Origin of the sequence: Alloalcanivorax marinus, assembly GCF_016906305.1 — a bacterium.
GTDB classification, from domain to species: Bacteria; Pseudomonadota; Gammaproteobacteria; order Pseudomonadales; family Alcanivoracaceae; genus Alloalcanivorax; species Alloalcanivorax marinus.
Window position 1 is genome coordinate 1 of the sequence record NZ_JADDOL010000025.1, and the last position, 16,258, is coordinate 16,258.

The following is a 16,258-nucleotide window of genomic DNA, read 5'->3' on the forward strand; positions in this document are numbered from 1 at the left end:
GCTCCCTTTCGAACGTCCTGTTCTCAAGGGTCCCGGAAGGGCGTCGCGCCCTGAGCCGCTGAGCAGTGATCCTTGGCGCCACGGTCGTTTCAGGGGTTTGGCGGAGCGAAAATCGGCGCCTGCCGGCTCAAAGATGGGCTCTACGGAGCCGCCCCCCTCCACCTACCCCGGTTCATCGTTGTTGGAACCCGGAACGGTTCCGCTACCTCGAAGCGGAGCTGTGTGGGGGCCTTCCGGGACCCTGTCAAACAGGACGTTTGACAGGGAGCCTACAGGGACGTACTCGCGGCGTTCCCGGAAGGCCCCCACACAGATCCGCGTCCCGGATAGATGCCTCCCGCATCGATTTTCCGTCAAAGCGCGATGAACCTCTTTTTTTACACGCGCCGGCGCGTCTTTGCCCCGATCGGCGACGCAACAGGCCATGGCCGGCGGGGCCATCCGCTGCCAGTATGTGGAACAGCATTTCAATAAAACTGTTGCGAAAACGGGAGAGCACCATGATTGGGATTACCGCCGTAATGACCGCCACTCCGGGCCAGGGCGACGCCCTGGTGGCCGCCATGCAGAAGATCGCCGCCGAGGTGGTCAAGGAAGAGGGCAACCATTGCTATTTGGTGCATCAGTCCCTGGACGACGCCGATACCCTGCTGATCTATGAGCAGTACACCGACGAGGCGGCGCTGCAGGCCCACCGGGACCATATGAAGGAACTGGGCGGCGGCCTCAAGGGCCTGCTGGCCGGCCGCCCGGACGTGAAGCTATTCGCGCTGAAGGACTGAGCCCCGGGCTCAGCGAGTAAGACGGGCGGCGAACGCTTCCAGGGCCTCCAGGCCCTGAACATCGTCGGCCAGCAGCGGCAGGTGGTGGCGGGGCAGGGCGCCCAGGCGGGTGTCGATGTCCGCCAGGTGGCGCTGCTCGCGCTCCCGCCGGGCGCGAAAGAAAGCGCCCTCGGCGTCGTCGGGCAGCACCCGGTTGACGATGGCGCCGGCCACCGGGATGCCGGCCTCGGTGAGGCTGCGCACCGCCCGTTCGGTTTCCAGAATCGGCAGCTTTTCCGGCGTCAGCACGAACAGAAAGGCGCTGTGCGCCGCGTCCTGCAGCCGTCGCCGGGCCCGGTGGAAGCGCCGTTGCCGTTCCAGCAGCGGTGCCGCCAGGCCCCGGGCCCGGTCGTCCAGGCCTTCCAGCTCCCGTTCCTCCGGTTCCCCGGTCAGGCTTTCCACGTCGCGGCCGGGGCTTAAATGGCCCAGCACCTTGCCGAGCTGTTCGCCGCGCCGGTTCTGGCGCAGCAGGCCCTCGGTCCAGGCGGCCATCACCTCCGGCAGGCTGAGCAGCCGCAGGGTGTGGCCGGTGGGGGCGGTGTCGAACACGATCAGATCGTAGCGCCGGTCCTCGTCCATCAGGGTGGTGAGGCGCTCCAGCAGCGCCGCTTCCTGGGCGCCGGGGGATTGGCGGCTGAGGCGCAGCTGACGCTCCAGTTCCGGGCGCTGGTCGGCGGCGGCGAAGCGCGCCATGCGCGCGCGCACCGTCTCCAGGTGGGCGTCCACCTCCCGGTCCGGGTCGATTTCCAGACCGAACAGGTTCTCCGCCAGGGCGGTTTCCCGGTCGCCGATGTCCCGGTTGAAGGCGTCGGACAGGCTGTGCGCCGGGTCGGTGGACACCAGCAGCACCCGCCGGCCACGGCCGGCGGCGGCCAGCGCCAGGGCCGAGGCGGTGGTGGTTTTGCCGACCCCGCCCTTGCCGCCGACCATCAGCAGGCGGCGGCTGTCGAGCAGGGCGGTGACGTTCAGGGGGCCGGGGCGGGGTTCAGGCATGGTTCAGCAGCAGCGGAACTGGTCCAGGGGGGAATGGGGCAGACCCATGCGGCGGTGCCAGTCGTGGAAACGGTCCAGCAGCAGGGGCTGCAGCTCCAGGGTGTACCAGCCGGCCGGGTTGGGAATGCCCAGGGTCTCGGCGAACACCAGCAGCATGAACAGGTCCTGCTCGTCGCGGCGGGCGCGGGCGATGGCGGCCCGGTAGGGGGCGTTGTAGTACTCCGCCCCCAGCCGGCCCGCCTCCCGGGTCCAGCGCTTCAGCCGGCCAAGGATGCGCGGCCCGCTCAAGAGCGGACCTCCTCCTCGCGCAGTTTCTTGTGCCGGCGCAGCGCGGCGGTGCACTCCAGGGTCACCAGAATGGCCGCCACCAGCACCACCAGGTCCAGGCCCAGCAGGAACCAGTTTTCTTTCAGGTAGAAGCCCTTCAGCTGGATCAGCAACGCCAGCAGCGTCATCACCAGCAGGAAGATCAGCGGCACCAGGGTGAACAGGGTGGGGCGCCCGCGCCGCACCAGCATCACCGTCACCACCAGCAGGGTGAGCCCGGCCAGCAGTTGGTTGGTGGTACCGAACAGCGGCCAGATCAGCAGGCCGCCGGAGCCGTCCGCACCGCCGGCGCCGAACGCCAGCACCAGACAGCTGATCACCGCCAGCGCGGTGGCCGGGAACGGCTTGCGCATCCATTGCTGGTTATAGATTTCGCCCCACTCCTGGAAGATGTAGCGCTGCAGGCGCAGGCCGGTGTCCATGGTGGTGCCGGCGAACAGGGCGGCCATCACGGTGAGCAGGGTGGCGGCCACCTCGCTGCTGAGGCCGGTACCGGCGGACAGAATGCGCGCGCCGCCGTCCACGAAGGCGGTCAGGCTGCCCTGGCCGAAGGCGGAGTACACCGCCTGCCAGTCTGCCAGGGAGGCGAAGCCGGCGGTGGCGGCGATGATGGCGGCCAGCGCCAGGGCGCCTTCGCCCACCGCGCCGAAGTAGCCGACGAAGCGCACGTCGGTTTCCTTATCCAATTGCTTGGAGGTGGTGCCGGAGGCCACCAGGCCGTGGAAACCGGAAATGGCGCCGCAGGCGATGGTCACGAACAGCAGCGGAATCATGGACGGCGTGTCCATGGGCAGGTCGGTGTTGATCATCGGCGCCACCACCGTGGGATTGGCGATCAGCACCGCGGCATAGAGCAGAATCAGGCCGACGAACAGTTGCAGGCCGTTGATGTAGTCCCGGGGCTGCAGCAGCATCCACACCGGCAGCAGCGAGGCCACCGCCGCGTAGCCGAACAGAATCAGAATCCAGACCGCGTTGGCGGACAGGCCGGCGGTGGTCTCCGGCAGCGAAATCGGCACCTGCGGGCCCAGGAAGATGAGCCCGTAGAGGCAGGCCACGCCGATCACCGACACCAGGCCCAGGCCGATCACGCGGCGGTAGATCAACTGGCCGATCACCAGCGCCACGGCGATGGCGCCCCACACCGGCACCACCGCCCCGGGGGTGTTGATCAGCAGCTTGGCGATCACCACGCCGAACACCGCGTTGACCATCAGCAGCACCAGGAAGATCACGATCATGAACACGCTGCGGGCGCGGCCGCCCACCACTTCACCGGTGAGCGCGCCCACTGATTTGGCGCGGTTGCGGATGCTTGCCCAGATCGCCCCGGCGTCGTGCACGCCGGCGAAGAAGATGGTGCCCAGCACCACCCACAGGAAGGCGGGCAGCCAGCCCCAGATCACGGCGATGGCCGGCCCGACGATGGGCGCGGCGCCGGCCACGGAGGTGAAGTGGTGGCCCCACAGGACGAAACGGTTGGTGGGCACGAAGTCCACGCCATCCTCGAATTCGTGGGCGGGGGTTTTGAAATCGGGGTCGAGTCGGTAGACCTTGCTGGCGATGAAGCGGGAATAAACGAAGTAGCCCGCCGCCATGCCGCCGAGGCCCAGGACCAGGAGCAGAATCGCACTCATGGGCGTTATCCTTGTTGTCGGTTTCGGCCGATACCGGGCCCAGGATGACCGCCCGGTCGCGGAGGGTCAAACCGAACGGGCCCCATTCCCGGGTCAATACGACCATGGTCTTAAAGCGGCGCGGGCCCAGGGCCTGTTCACACGACTTGCATCGCGCCTGTTGTGGCTAAACACCCACCCATCAAGGCACGAGGAGAGACGTTTGGTGGCGCCAAATGAACGACGAGTAACGCGGAGGGGTGGGTGTTTAGCCACAACCCGAAGGGCTGGCGCCCTTTTGGCCCCCAGCGTCGTTGTCGGTCGCTTATTTGGAATGACCAAACCGCGCTCCCTCCGCCTGGCTGGAGACCAAAATGACATCCAGCAGGCGTGATGCAAGTCGTGTGAACAGGCCCTAGGCAGCACGATGGCTTCGCGCTAGTCTTTGTCGGTGCTGGGACAGCCTCTATCAGGGACGTCAAGTGGGGGACGAAAAACGATGATAAAAGTACTGGTGGTCGATGATCACGACCTGGTCCGAACCGGCATCAGCCGGATGCTCGGTGACCAGGACGGCATCCGGGTGGTGGGTGAAGCGCGCTCCGGCGAGGACGCCATCGAGATGGTGCGCGACCTGAGCCCGGACGTGGTGCTGATGGACATCAAGATGCCGGGCATGGGCGGCCTGGAGGCCACCCGGCGGATGATGCGCCAGGACGACGGGCTGCGCGTGATCGCCGTGACCGTGTGCGAGGCGGAGCCGTTTCCGTCGCGCCTGATGCAGGCCGGGGCCGCCGGCTACATCAGCAAGGGCGCCGACCTGGAGGAAATGACCCGGGCCATCAAGGTGGTGTTCTCCGGCCAGCGTTACATCAGCCCGGACATCGCCCAGGCCATGGCGCTGCGGTCGTTCTCGCCGCCGGACCTGGCGCCGCTGGATCTGCTCTCCGAGCGCGAGCTGCAGATCATGATGCTGATCGTCAACTGCCATAAGGTGCAGGACGTGGCGGACCAGTTGTGCCTGTCGCCGAAAACCGTCAACACCTACCGTTACCGGATTTTCGACAAGCTGGGCATCGACAGCGACGTGGAGCTGGCCCTGGTGGCGGTGCGCCACGGCATGGTGGATACCAACGGCCTCGGCATGTTCTGACCCTCCCTGTTACAATCGGCGTCCAGTGCATTCCAGCGGCCCTTGCCGCTCTGTCCGGAGCCGTCCTTGCCCGAATTCGACGCCAAGCAGTTTCTGGCCCATTGCGCCCGCAAGCCGGGTGTTTACCGCATGATCGGCGCCGCCGGCGAGGTGCTTTACGTGGGCAAGGCCCGCGACCTGAAGGCCCGCCTGGGCAGCTATTTCCAGAAGAACCTGACCGGCGCCAAGACCCGCGCGCTGGTGTCGCGCATCGCCAGCGTGGAGACCACCGTCACCGGCAGCGAGGCGGAGGCCCTGCTGCTGGAGCAGTCCCTGATCAAGGAACTGCGTCCGCCCTACAACATCCTGCTGCGCGACGATAAGTCCTACCCCTACATCAAGGTCACCACCGCCGACGAGTACCCGCGCATCACCTTCCATCGCGGCAAGCGGCGCCCCGGCAGCCGCTATTTTGGCCCTTACCCCAGCGCCGGCAGCGTGCGCGATACCCTGGCCCTGGTGGAGAAGGTGTTCCGCGTGCGCAACTGCCGGGACAGTTTTTTCCGCAACCGCACCCGGCCCTGCCTGCAATACCAGATCCGCCGTTGCACCGCCCCCTGCGTGGATTACGTGACCCGCGAGGGCTACCAGGAGCAGGTGGAGCTGGCCATGGATTTCCTGTCCGGGCGCAGCCGTCAGGTCACCGACCAGCTTACCGCCGACATGGAACGGGCCGCCGCCGACCTGGACTTCGAGCGCGCCGCCGAATTGCGCGATCAGCTGGCGGCGATCCAGTCGGTGCAGCAGAAGCAGAACGTGGAGACCGACCGGGGCGGCAACGTGGACGCGGTGGCGGTGGACACCCGCCATGGCCTGGCGGTGGTGGAGGTGCTGATGGTGCGCCAGGGCCGGGTGCTGGGCCACCGCAGCTTCCGCCCGGACACCCGTGGCGAGGAGGACGTCACCGAGATCCTGGAGGCGTTTCTGGCCCAGTACTACCTGGGCGAGCGCGACGAACAGTCGATTCCCCGGGAGATCGTGGTGCCCCATGAGCTGCCCGGCGGCGAGGCCCTGCAGGAGGCCCTGGCCACCCGGCTGGGGCGCCGCATTCGCCTGGCCCACCGGGTGCGCGGCCAGCGCGCCGCCTGGCTGAACATGGCGCGCACCAACGCGGAACAATCGCTGCAGGCGGACCTGGCCGCCCGGGAGCACCTGGAGCAGCGCTTCCACGCCCTGGAAACCTTGCTGGAAGCGGACGCGCCGATCCGTCGGATAGAGTGCTTCGACATCAGCCACACCCGCGGCGAAAAGGCGGTGGCTTCCTGCGTGGTGTTCGACCAGCAGGGCGCCCGCAAGAGCGACTACCGGCGCTTCAACGTCACGCCGGACCAGGGCGGCGATGACTACCAGGCCCTGGAGGAGGCGGTGACCCGCCGCTATCAGCGGGTGGTCAAGGAGGAGGGCAAGCTGCCGGACCTGCTGCTGATCGACGGCGGCAAGGGGCAGATGCAGCGCTGCTTCACGGTGATCCAGCAGCTGCAGCTGGACAATCGGGTGCTGGTGATGGGCATCGGCAAGGGCCCCACCCGGCGCCCGGGCCTGGAAGTGCTCTACCTGCCCGACGGCCGCGAGCTGGTGCCCGGCGGCGCCAGCCCGGCGCTGCATCTGTTGCAGCAGGTCCGCGACGAGGCCCACCGGTTCGCCATCACCGGCCACCGGGCGCGGCGCGGCAAGGCGCGGCGTTCCGGCCTGGAAGATATTCCCGGGGTGGGGCCCAAGCGCCGCAAGGCGCTGCTCAACCACTTCGGCGGGCTCAAGCAGCTGCGCAACGCCTCCCGGGAGGAGCTGGCCCGGGTGGAGGGCATCAATGCCCAGACCGCCGAGACCCTGTACAACTGGTTCCATGAATAGCGGCGCCGGACCGGCTTCCGCCCACGCCGCCATGAGAGCCGCGCCGCTTTCCGATATACTCGCGTTTTTCGCGCCCTGGCATAGAGCATAGACGTACCCATGTCCAAGCACGCTCCGATTCTGAATCTGCCGAACATCCTCACGCTGATCCGGGTGGCCGCGATCCCGGTGCTGGTGCTGGTGTTCTATGTCCCCATGCAGGGCAGCGATATGATGGCCGCCGCCCTGTTCCTGGCCGCCGGCCTGACCGACTGGCTGGACGGTTACCTGGCGCGACGGCTCGGCCAGACCAGCCCGTTCGGTGCCTTTCTCGATCCGGTGGCGGACAAGCTGATCGTGGCGGTGGCCCTGGTGATGCTGGTGCAGGTGCACGCTTCCCTGTGGTTGTCAGTGCCGGCCATGGTGATTGTGTGCCGGGAAATCACCGTCTCGGCCCTGCGCGAATGGATGGCGGAACTGGGCCAGCGGGCGCGGGTGGCGGTAAGCTCCGTGGGCAAGATCAAGACCGTGGCGCAGATGGGCTCGATCACCGTGCTGCTGGCGCTCAAGCCCGCGCACACCGTCGACGGCGACATCGTAATGACGCCGGGGCTGTGGATCGGCTACGCGGCGCTGTACCTGGCCACCGCCCTGACCCTGTGGTCCATGTACCGCTATCTGCGCGCCGCCGCCCCCCAGTTTCGTGGCGCCGGCCGTGGTGAATAATTGGCCAAGGCACTGAAAGCACAGAAGAAACAGGCTTGACAGAGGGGGCCGCTCGGGTAGAATGCGGCTTCGCGTTGAGGGGAGACCCTCGGACGTGACAAAGCGGGAATAGCTCAGTTGGTAGAGCACAACCTTGCCAAGGTTGGGGTCGCGAGTTCGAATCTCGTTTCCCGCTCCAGTTTTAGAATCCGGAGTCCGGATGGGGTCGCGAGCTGGAGTGCCAGCCCAGTCGAATCTCGTTTCCCGCTCCAAGATTCAAAAGAACCTCGGTTCATACCGGGGTTTTTTATTCCCCAGGTTAACGGCGCGGTGGCAGAGTGGTTATGCAGCGGACTGCAACTCCGTGTACGCCGGTTCGATTCCGACCCGCGCCTCCATTTCCGCTTCACCGGGCCGCGTTACGCAGGTAGCCTTTCCTGTTACGCGGGTATGGTGAAACTGGTAGACACAAGAGACTTAAAATCTCTCGGCTTCACGGCCGTGCCGGTTCGAGTCCGGCTACCCGCACCATCTTTCTTCCAGCCATCGCAACCGCCCCCGCCCTCGGGAACAGCGGTCCGTGGTGGTGACGCAGGCGGGGCAGCATGAAAGAAGAAAAACTGGCCGAGGCGGTGGTCGGCAAGGTCCAGGACCCGGCACTGAAGGAGGCGCGCCTGGAGCAGATCTGCGACGCGGCGCTGGACCTGTTTCTGGAAAAGGGCTTCGCGTCCACCACCATCCGCGACATCTGCGCCCGCTCGGGCGTCAACCAGGCCAGCATTTACGACTACATCGCCAACAAGAACGACATCCTCCGTCGTTTGCTCAATCGTCTCTGGTTCGAACACGACGTGCCGTCCCTGGCGGAACGGTTGAGCCGGCAGGGCGATCGGGCCCTCACCGACATCATCGCCGAGTACCTGAAGGAAACCTGGAGCCACAAACGGCAGGGCACGCTGCTGGTGTACCGTTCGGTGCCATACCTGCAAGCGGACGACCGGCGCGCCATGCGCGCCCGGGATGAAGCGGTGATCGCCGCGCTGGCGGCGCGGCTGAGGGAGCGCGCCGGCCTGCCGGAGCAGGATCGGCGCGCCGAGGTGATGGCCAACCTGATTATCTTTATCTCCGCCTTCGCGCCCATGCGCGACTGGCTGGGGCGCGATATCGACGACGATCTGATGCTGCGCACCGTGGCGGCCGGGGTGGCCGCCATGATCGAGGAGCTGGCACGCGGCTGAACGCCGCGCGCCTTACCGGCAAGGCCGGTTCGCTCAGGTCGTCTGCACCGCCGGGTCCCGGCGGTTGTCCCACCACACCAGCGCGGCGAACAGCAGCGACAGCACGCCGCCGATCACGGTGCTCATCAACGACGGGAAGCTGAAGATGAAGCCGGCCACCACCAGGCCCGGCCGCCACCAGCGCCGTACCCGCCCCGCGCCCAGCAACCAGCCTTCCAGGCCACCGGAGATCAGCACGATACCGGCGACGATGGACGGCAGGATATACACCAGCGGCGTCAGGTCCCCCTGCAGCACCAGCGCCGGCTGGAACAGGAAGAACAGCGGCACGAAGTAGATCACCACGCCCAGCCGCATGGCCGTGAAGCAGGTGCGCATGGGGCTGCTGCCGGCGATGGTGCCGGCCAGGAAGGCGGCGGTGCCCACCGGTGGCGTGATCACCGACAGCATGGCGTAGTACACGATGAAGAAGTGCACCGCCACGGTGTTCAGTCCGCCCACCTCGATGATCGCCGGCGCCAGGGTCACCGCCAGGAAGATGTAGGCGACGATGGCCAGCCCCGCCATGCCCATGATGAAGCAGGCCAGCACCCCGAAAAACAGGATCAGATACAGGTTCTCGCCGCCCAGGGCGATCAGCCCGGAGGTCACCGAGCCGGTCACCCCGGTGATGGTGAGGGCGCTGACCACGAACGCCACCGGCAGGATGATGGCGGCGGTCTGGGTGACCAGAAAGCCGATCTGGCGCAGCGCCTCGAACAGCTTCACCGGCGTCAGGCGGGTGTCCTTCTGCAGGTAGGAGAGCGCCACGATCAGCGCCGCCGCGTACCAGGGCGCGTAGTATTCCCAGCGCATGTACAGCAACCCCCAAACCAGGAACGACAGCACCAGCAGGAACGGCCAGCCGCGCTTGAGCACGCCTTTCATGGGGGGCAGCTCGTCCTTCTCCAGGCCCTTGATGCCGGACTTGGCGGCGTAGGCGTCCACCTGCAGCAGCAGGCCGAAGTAGAACAGCAGCGAGGGGATCACCGCCGCCAACAGCACGGTGGCGTAGCCCACGCCGATGGTGATCGCCATGACGAAGGCGATGGCCCCCATCACCGGCGGCATCACCACGCCGCCGGTGGAGGCGCAGGCCTCGATGGCGCCGGCGTAGTGGGGCGGATAGCCGGACTTCTTCATGGCCGGAATGGTGATCGAACCGGTGCCGGCGATGTTGGAGAAGATCGACCCGGACAGGCTGCCGAAGAAACCACTGGCCACGATCGCCACCTTGGCGGGCCCGCCCCGGTGACGGCCGAAGCCGGCATTGGCCAGGTCGATGAAGAACTGGCCGGCGCCGGTGGCGATCAGGACCCCGGCGAACACCAGGAAGCCGAGGATGATCTCCGCCACGATCTTGGTGGTGATGCCCATCATCCCTTCCGCCCGGAAAATATGGGCGTCGATCATGCGATCAAAATCGTAGGGAATGCCCATCAACAGGCCCGGGAAGCGGTCCGCCACCAGCGGGTAGCTGCCCAGCAGGGCCACCACCAGCAGGAACGGCAGCCCGCCACTGCGCCGGGCCAGCTCCATCATCAGCAGCCAGATCACCACCGCGGTGGGCACATGGCCCCAGCCGCTCTGCACCATGTCCCAGGCGTGCAGGGAGTAGTAGAAGCTGATGCCCATGGCCACCACCGCCGCCGCCAGATCGTAGAACGGGATGCGATGCTGGCCCTTGTAGGCGGGCAGGGCGATAAAGGCGGCGGCCACGAACAGGCCGATGAAGATCCAGTAGTACTGGCCCTCCAGCAGCCGCTGGCCGTCCCAGTTGAGCCCGAATACATAGGCCAGGCCGGTGAGCAGGCCCGCCGTGCAGAGCACCACGAACAGGATGCTCTGCCAGGAGAACAGGGCTCCCAGGCGGCTGATCTCCGGCTGCGGCGCCGGGTCCTCGACGGTGGAAACGGAAGTGTTCATAAGCGTCGCTCCGGAGGCGCGGTCAGATCCTGGAGCGGAAGCCGTCCAGACCCTCGGTGTGCTTGTTCTGGATCTCCAGGAACGCCGGGTTCTGGAAGTCCACCTTGACGCCGGCCTGGCGGGCTTCTTCCACGGCGGCGCGGCGGGCGGCGATCCAGCGGTCCATCTTCTCGATGGCCTGCTGGTTGTTTTGCTCGTCCTGCTCGCTCCATTCACCGATTTCGCGCAGGTACTTCACGGTGCCCTCGTGTACCGGCAGCGGCGTGCGGTCCAGGTAGGCGCGGAACTGTTCCAGGGACATGCGCGCGGCCAGCGGGTGCTTGCTTTTGTATTGGTCGTAGGACTGGTGCATCCACTTGGACAGGTTGTAGATCAGCGCGTCGTCGGCGCCGGCGGGCACGGTATAGAGGAAGTTGGAGGTGGCGCCCTGTACGCCGCGGGCGGAGTCCACGCCCTGGTCGATGGTGGTCGGCACCAGCATCGGACGGTACTCCAGATAGCGCTGCCAGCCTTCGGTGTTGCTCTGATCCATGGGCAGCCAGCGGATACCGCCGGGGGCGCCTTCCATCTCCGACACCACCGCGCTGATGGTGGCGCAATAGGCCACGTCGGCCTTGCCTTCCACCACCGAGCGGCAGTTTTCGGCGTAGCTGCTGGCGGGCACGAAATCGAACCGCTCACCGGCCTGGTCCTCGCTCATGCCGAGGAAGGCGGGCAGGGCCTTGGTGACGGCCACCGTCATCGGCGGCGAGAACATGCCCTGGGCCACCCGGTGCTTGCCCGCCTTGAGATCGTCCAGGGATTGCAGGTCGGAATCGCCGGACACCACGTAGCCCCAGGGCGAGTCGTTATGGTGCCAGACGATGCGCTGGGGCGCCGGCACGGTGTTGATGTAACCGCCCACGCCTTCCACCTGGAAGCGCATCTCGGCGGCGGTCACCGAACTGATGGCGATGTCCTTGCGGTCGGTGAGGCGGCGGTAGCGCATGGTCTCGCTGTCCTCGGGCACGATACGCACCACGGTGCCCACGTCCTTCTGCAGAATCGGCGCCCAGGCGTTGGTGGAAATGAAACTGCCGGAGGCGGTGCCCGGGGTGCCGATCACCAGCAGCCGGGGCCATTCGAAGGCATCGTCCTTGGCCAGGACGGGCGCCGAGAGCAGCAGAGCGCCGCCACACAGGGCGCTGCCAAGCATCTGTTTCAAGGTGATTGTTGTCATCGAATGCTCCTTTGTTCTTGTGGTTTTAAAGGCGGTTACTGCATGAAAAACAAAACAGTCTTTCGTTACTGACGTTTGTCAGGCTAAAGCCGCGTTTCGATGGCCGCAACCACTAAAATCGTTTTCTTGAATCAAACAAGTTGGTTGTTATTTTAAGGGGGTGGAGGCGTAATGAGGGCGCGGGAGACCGTTGACGGTGGTGAACTTGACACCCCGGAGCGGGCCGCTTAGCTTACTTCCTGACAACTGTCAGTCGCGCCGCGCCCGGCGGCTACCGGGGCTTTTGACCGGTCGATCAAGAACAACAACCGAGAGCACGGTCGGGAGAACAACACTATGGGCCAAGGCCAACAGGACCGCGCCCCGGCGGCGCCGGGCACCGGCGCGCCGATGAGCTTCGAACAGGCCGCCGCGCATCTGGTCGGCACGGACCCCCGTTTCGCGCTGACCGAGGCCACCGTGCGTGGCCAGCGCTATACCGTGTTTCGTAACACACCGTTTCATTTACGCGATCTGCTGCGCCACGGCGCCCCCGTCTTCGCCGGCCGCGACGTGCTGGTGTACCAGCAGGAGCGCTGGGACCACGAGGCGGTGTGCGCCGACGTCCGCGCCCTGGCGGCGGCCATGGCGACGGAGCTGGGTGTGCGCCAGGGCGACCGTGTGGCGCTGGCCATGCGCAATTACCCCGAGCTGCCGATCCTGATTCTGGCGGTGGCCGCCCTGGGCGCCGTGGCGGTGCCGATGAACGCCTGGTGGGGCGAGCAGGAACTGGCGTTCGCCATGGCCGATTGCGGGGCACGGGTGTTGTTCGCTGACCAGCCCCGTTTCCGGCTCGGGGAGACCTTCGCCGAACGCCTGGGCGTGACCCTGGTGGCGGTGCGCGACGTGCCCCCCGGACACGCCGGCCATGATTACCGGGACCTGCGCGCCGCCGGCGACGGGGCGGGCTGGCCGGAGACCGCCATCGACACCGACGACGACGCGGTGGTGCTGTATTCCTCCGGCTCCACCGGTCGCCCCAAGGGCGTGCAGCTGACCCACCGGGGCATGATCTCGGCGGTCTACTCCCAGGTGATGGTGCAGGCCATGGGTCCGCTGATGAATCCGGACGCGCCGCCGCCGGCGCGGCCGCCGGCCTCGCTGATCGTCACGCCGCTGTTCCATGTCACCGCGCTCAACGCCAGCTTTCTGCAGGGCATGGTCAACGGCGCCACCATGACGCTGATGTACAAATGGGACGCGGACGAGGCGGTACGCCTGATCGAGCGCGAGCAGGTGACCCGTTTCGTGGGCGTGCCGACCCAGTCCGCCGAGCTGCTGGCGGCGGCGCGGCGGGCCGGCGCCGCCCTGGAGAGCCTGAACTACATCGGCGCCGGCGGCGCCAAACGCCCGGCGGCCCAGGTCGGCCAGCTGGCGGAGGCCTTTCCCGCCGCCAAGGTGGGCACCGGCTGGGGCATGACCGAGACCAACGCCCTGGGCATCGTGCTGGCCGGGCCGGACTACGTGGCCCATCCCGACGCCGCCGGCCGGCTCAATCCGCCGCTGCAGGAAATGCGCCTGCTGGACGAGCAGGGCCGGCCGGTGCCGCCGGGGCAGGTGGGCGAACTGGCGGTGCGCAGCGCCGCCAATATGCGCGGCTATCTGAACCAGCCCGAGGCCACCGCCGACACGCTGCGCGACGGCTGGCTGCTCACCGGCGACCTGGCGCGGGTGGACGACGATGGCCTGGTCTATATCGTCGACCGCCGCAAAAGCATCATTCTGCGCGGCGGCGAGAACGTCTCTTGCCTGGAGGTGGAAGGCGCGCTGCATCACCATCCGGCGGTGGCCGAGGCCGGCGTGTTCCCGGTGCCCGACGAACGCCTGGGCGAGGCGGTGGGCGCCGCCGTCTGGCCCCGGGCCGGCGCCACCGTCGACCCGGCGGAGCTGGCCGCCTTTCTGCGCGGCCATCTGGCGCGCTTCAAGATTCCCGATCACATCTGGGTGCTGACGCGGCCGCTGCCGCGCGGTGCCACCGACAAAATCGACCGGCGGGCCCTGCGCGCCGCCTGTCTCGACGACGGCCCGCGGGCCGTATTGCACGCAAAGGAGTAGAACGTTGAAAGCACTGGATAACGATACCGCGATGAACAACCTGGCCATGTCCGAGGACGCCCGGCCGCTGCTCGACGCGGTGATCAAGCACATCCGCGACAACGTGGACCCGATCACCGAGGAGTTCCACCGCCTGGGCGAGGGCCGCGCGGAACGCTTCAGCTACGCCCCCGGCCAGCTGGAACTGCTGGAAGAGGCCAAGAACAAAGCCAAGGCCAACGGCCTCTGGAATTTCTTTCTGCCCAACGCGGAAACCGGCGAGGGCCTGTCCAACCTGGACTACGCCTACATCGCCTTCGAGCTGGGCAAGAACCCGCTGGCCTCCCAGACCCTCAACTGTTCCGCCCCGGACACCGGCAACATGGAAGTGCTGGAACGGGTGGGCACGCCGGAACAAAAAGAGAAATGGCTCAAGCCGCTGCTCAACGGTGAGATCCGTTCCTGCTTCGGCATGACCGAACCGAAGGTGGCGTCGTCCGACGCCCGCAACATCGAGACCAGCGCGGTGCTGGACGGCGACGACTGGGTAATCAACGGCGAGAAGTACTACATCAGCGGCGCCGGCGATCCGCGCTGCAAGATCATGATCTGCATGGTCAAGACCAGCCCGGACGCGGAGCCGTTCCGGCAGCAGTCGCAGATTCTGGTGCCCATGGACACCCCCGGGGTGAACGTGCTCGGGCCGATGCGGGTGTTCGGCCACGACCACGCGCCCCACGGCCACATGCACATCAAGCTGGATAACGTGCGGGTGCCCAAGGAAAACATTCTGTGGGGCGAAGGCCGCGGCTTCGAGATTTCCCAGCTGCGTCTCGGCCCGGGCCGGATTCACCACTGCATGCGTTCCATCGGCGCCGCCGAAAAAGCCCTGGACCTGGTGCTCGAGCGCGGCATGGAGCGCGAGGCGTTCGGCAAGCGCATCCTCGACCTGGGCAAGAACATGGAAGTGGTGGGGCGCGCCCGCATCGAGATCGAAGCGATGCGCATGATGGTGCTGAAAGCGGCCCGCGCCATGGATGTGCTGGGCAACAAGGAAGCCCGTATCTGGGTGTCCATGGCCAAGGCCATGGTGCCGGAGAAGGTCTGCCAGATTATCGATCAGGCGATCCAGATCCACGGCGCCACCGGTGTCAGCCAATGGTCGCCGCTGTCCGAGATGTACATGCAACAGCGCACCCTGCGTCTCGCCGACGGCCCGGACGAGGTGCACTACAACGTGGTGGCCCGCAACGAAGTGAACCGCTACCGGCAAACCGCCGACTGACGGCGGCAGGGAGGTCTGCATGGACATCAAGGATCGCATCGTCGTGATCACCGGCGCCGCCGGCGGCATCGGCCGGGCGCTGGCGGTGGCCTGCGCGGACGCCGGCGCCCGCGCCGTGGTGTGCGCCGACCTGGACGGTGACGGCGCCGCCGCCACCGCCGACCAGGTCAGCGCCGCCGGCGCCCGGGGCATCGGGCGCGCCGTCAACGTGGCCCGCGAGGACGAGCTGCGCGCGCTGATCGACGACACCGAGGACCAGGTCGGTCCCATCGACCTGTTCTGCTCCAACGCCGGCATTTCCATTGCCGGTGGCCCGGAAGTGGACAACGAGGGCTGGCAGCGGATCTGGGACATCAACGTGATGGCCCACGTGTTCGCCGCCCGCCATCTGGCGCCGCGCATGATCGCCCGGGGTGGCGGCTACTTCCTCAACACCGCCTCGGCGGCGGGGCTGCTTTCGCAGGTGGGCTCGGCGCCCTACGCGGTGACCAAGCACGCCGCCGTGGGCCTGGCCGAATGGCTGGCGCTGACCTACGGCGACGACGGCATCAAGGTCTCGGTGCTGTGCCCCCAGGCGGTGCGCACCAACATGACCAAGGGCAAGGAAGACCACGTGGCCAGCGTGGACGGCATGATGGAACCGGAACCGGTGGCGCTGGCCTGCCTGGAAGCCATCAGGCAGGAAACCTTCCTGGTGTTGCCCCATAAGGAAGTGCTGCAGTACATGCGCAACAAGACCGACAACTACGACCGCTGGATCGGCGGCATGCGCAAGCTTAACCGGCGTTTCAATCCCAAGGCGGATTGATCCACCGTTTATCGCGGCTAAAGCCGCTCCTACCGAGACAGGATGCCCCGTAGGAGCGGCTTCAGCCGCGATCCCTCCTTCATTATTCGAAGTGATGCGCTTCACAGTCTCGGCGTGACCGTCTTCCCGGGTGCCACTTCCCCTTTATAATCCGAGAGTTGCGACCGGCTTGATACTTTCGCCTGA

At 66.9% G+C, this 16,258-nt stretch carries 13 protein-coding genes and 3 tRNA genes; 11 read left to right on the forward strand and 5 right to left on the reverse strand.

Going from position 1 to position 16,258, the window contains the following annotated elements:
• Positions 1 to 500 precede the first annotated feature (500 nt).
• Positions 501 to 782 carry a putative quinol monooxygenase gene (locus IM760_RS16375; RefSeq protein WP_204431330.1) on the forward strand — a complete coding sequence of 94 codons (282 nt, stop codon included), beginning with the start codon at positions 501 to 503 and terminating at the stop codon, positions 780 to 782.
• 9 nt (positions 783 to 791) lie between these two features.
• Here IM760_RS16375 and IM760_RS16380 read toward each other — a convergent pair whose 3' ends face one another.
• From IM760_RS16380 to IM760_RS16390, 3 genes are read right to left on the reverse strand one after another with little or no spacing between them, the layout of a single operon-like run.
• Complete coding sequence (locus tag IM760_RS16380) at positions 792 to 1,814, reverse strand: ArsA family ATPase (RefSeq protein WP_204431331.1); 1,023 nt, start codon at positions 1,812 to 1,814, stop codon at positions 792 to 794.
• A gap of 3 nt (positions 1,815 to 1,817) precedes the next feature.
• Positions 1,818 to 2,087, reverse strand: coding sequence for a cory-CC-star protein (locus IM760_RS16385; RefSeq protein WP_204431357.1), 270 nt, complete (start codon positions 2,085 to 2,087; stop codon positions 1,818 to 1,820).
• 11 nt (positions 2,088 to 2,098) lie between these two features.
• A complete protein-coding gene (locus IM760_RS16390) occupies positions 2,099 to 3,778 on the reverse strand; it encodes a carbon starvation CstA family protein (protein WP_204431332.1) in 1,680 nt (559 codons plus the stop codon).
• Between the two features lie 478 nt (positions 3,779 to 4,256).
• On the opposite strand from IM760_RS16390, the gene uvrY reads away from it, so the two are divergent.
• From uvrY to IM760_RS16425, 7 genes are all read left to right on the forward strand, one after another.
• The gene (uvrY, locus tag IM760_RS16395; protein WP_204431333.1) at positions 4,257 to 4,910 is read left to right on the forward strand and encodes a UvrY/SirA/GacA family response regulator transcription factor; all 654 of its coding nucleotides are present in this window, start codon (positions 4,257 to 4,259) and stop codon (positions 4,908 to 4,910) included.
• Positions 4,911 to 4,976: 66 nt separating this feature from the next.
• A complete protein-coding gene (uvrC, locus tag IM760_RS16400; RefSeq protein ID WP_204431334.1) occupies positions 4,977 to 6,800 on the forward strand; it encodes an excinuclease ABC subunit UvrC in 1,824 nt (607 codons plus the stop codon).
• 99 nt (positions 6,801 to 6,899) lie between these two features.
• Complete coding sequence (gene pgsA, locus IM760_RS16405; protein WP_228234961.1) at positions 6,900 to 7,505, forward strand: CDP-diacylglycerol--glycerol-3-phosphate 3-phosphatidyltransferase; 606 nt, start codon at positions 6,900 to 6,902, stop codon at positions 7,503 to 7,505.
• A 102-nt stretch (positions 7,506 to 7,607) separates the two neighbouring features.
• A tRNA-Gly gene (locus IM760_RS16410) sits at positions 7,608 to 7,683 on the forward strand.
• A 125-nt stretch (positions 7,684 to 7,808) separates the two neighbouring features.
• Positions 7,809 to 7,882, forward strand: a tRNA-Cys gene (locus IM760_RS16415).
• A 46-nt stretch (positions 7,883 to 7,928) separates the two neighbouring features.
• Positions 7,929 to 8,015 (forward strand) — tRNA-Leu (locus tag IM760_RS16420).
• 74 nt (positions 8,016 to 8,089) lie between these two features.
• Complete coding sequence (locus IM760_RS16425; protein WP_204431335.1) at positions 8,090 to 8,722, forward strand: TetR/AcrR family transcriptional regulator; 633 nt, start codon at positions 8,090 to 8,092, stop codon at positions 8,720 to 8,722.
• 33 nt (positions 8,723 to 8,755) lie between these two features.
• On the opposite strand, the gene IM760_RS16430 is transcribed toward IM760_RS16425, so the two are convergent.
• Both IM760_RS16430 and IM760_RS16435 read right to left on the reverse strand, forming a co-directional pair.
• On the reverse strand, positions 8,756 to 10,687 hold the full coding sequence (locus tag IM760_RS16430) for a TRAP transporter permease (RefSeq protein WP_204431336.1): 1,932 nt from the start codon (positions 10,685 to 10,687) through the stop codon (positions 8,756 to 8,758).
• A 22-nt stretch (positions 10,688 to 10,709) separates the two neighbouring features.
• On the reverse strand, positions 10,710 to 11,906 hold the full coding sequence (locus tag IM760_RS16435; protein ID WP_204431337.1) for a TAXI family TRAP transporter solute-binding subunit: 1,197 nt from the start codon (positions 11,904 to 11,906) through the stop codon (positions 10,710 to 10,712).
• A gap of 336 nt (positions 11,907 to 12,242) precedes the next feature.
• Here IM760_RS16435 and IM760_RS16440 point away from each other — a divergent pair, with 336 nt between their 5' ends.
• Genes IM760_RS16440 through IM760_RS16450 form a run of 3 tightly spaced genes read left to right on the forward strand, consistent with a single transcriptional unit; the run spans position 12,243 to position 16,072 of the window.
• Complete coding sequence (locus IM760_RS16440) at positions 12,243 to 14,000, forward strand: class I adenylate-forming enzyme family protein (RefSeq protein ID WP_204431338.1); 1,758 nt, start codon at positions 12,243 to 12,245, stop codon at positions 13,998 to 14,000.
• A gap of 4 nt (positions 14,001 to 14,004) precedes the next feature.
• Positions 14,005 to 15,264 (forward strand): acyl-CoA dehydrogenase family protein, encoded by a 1,260-nt coding sequence (locus tag IM760_RS16445; protein ID WP_239549935.1) that lies wholly within the window; start codon positions 14,005 to 14,007, stop codon positions 15,262 to 15,264.
• Between the two features lie 19 nt (positions 15,265 to 15,283).
• Positions 15,284 to 16,072, forward strand: a complete 789-nt coding sequence (locus IM760_RS16450; protein WP_204431339.1) for an SDR family NAD(P)-dependent oxidoreductase — start codon at positions 15,284 to 15,286, stop codon at positions 16,070 to 16,072.
• The last annotated feature ends 186 nt before the right edge of the window (positions 16,073 to 16,258 follow it).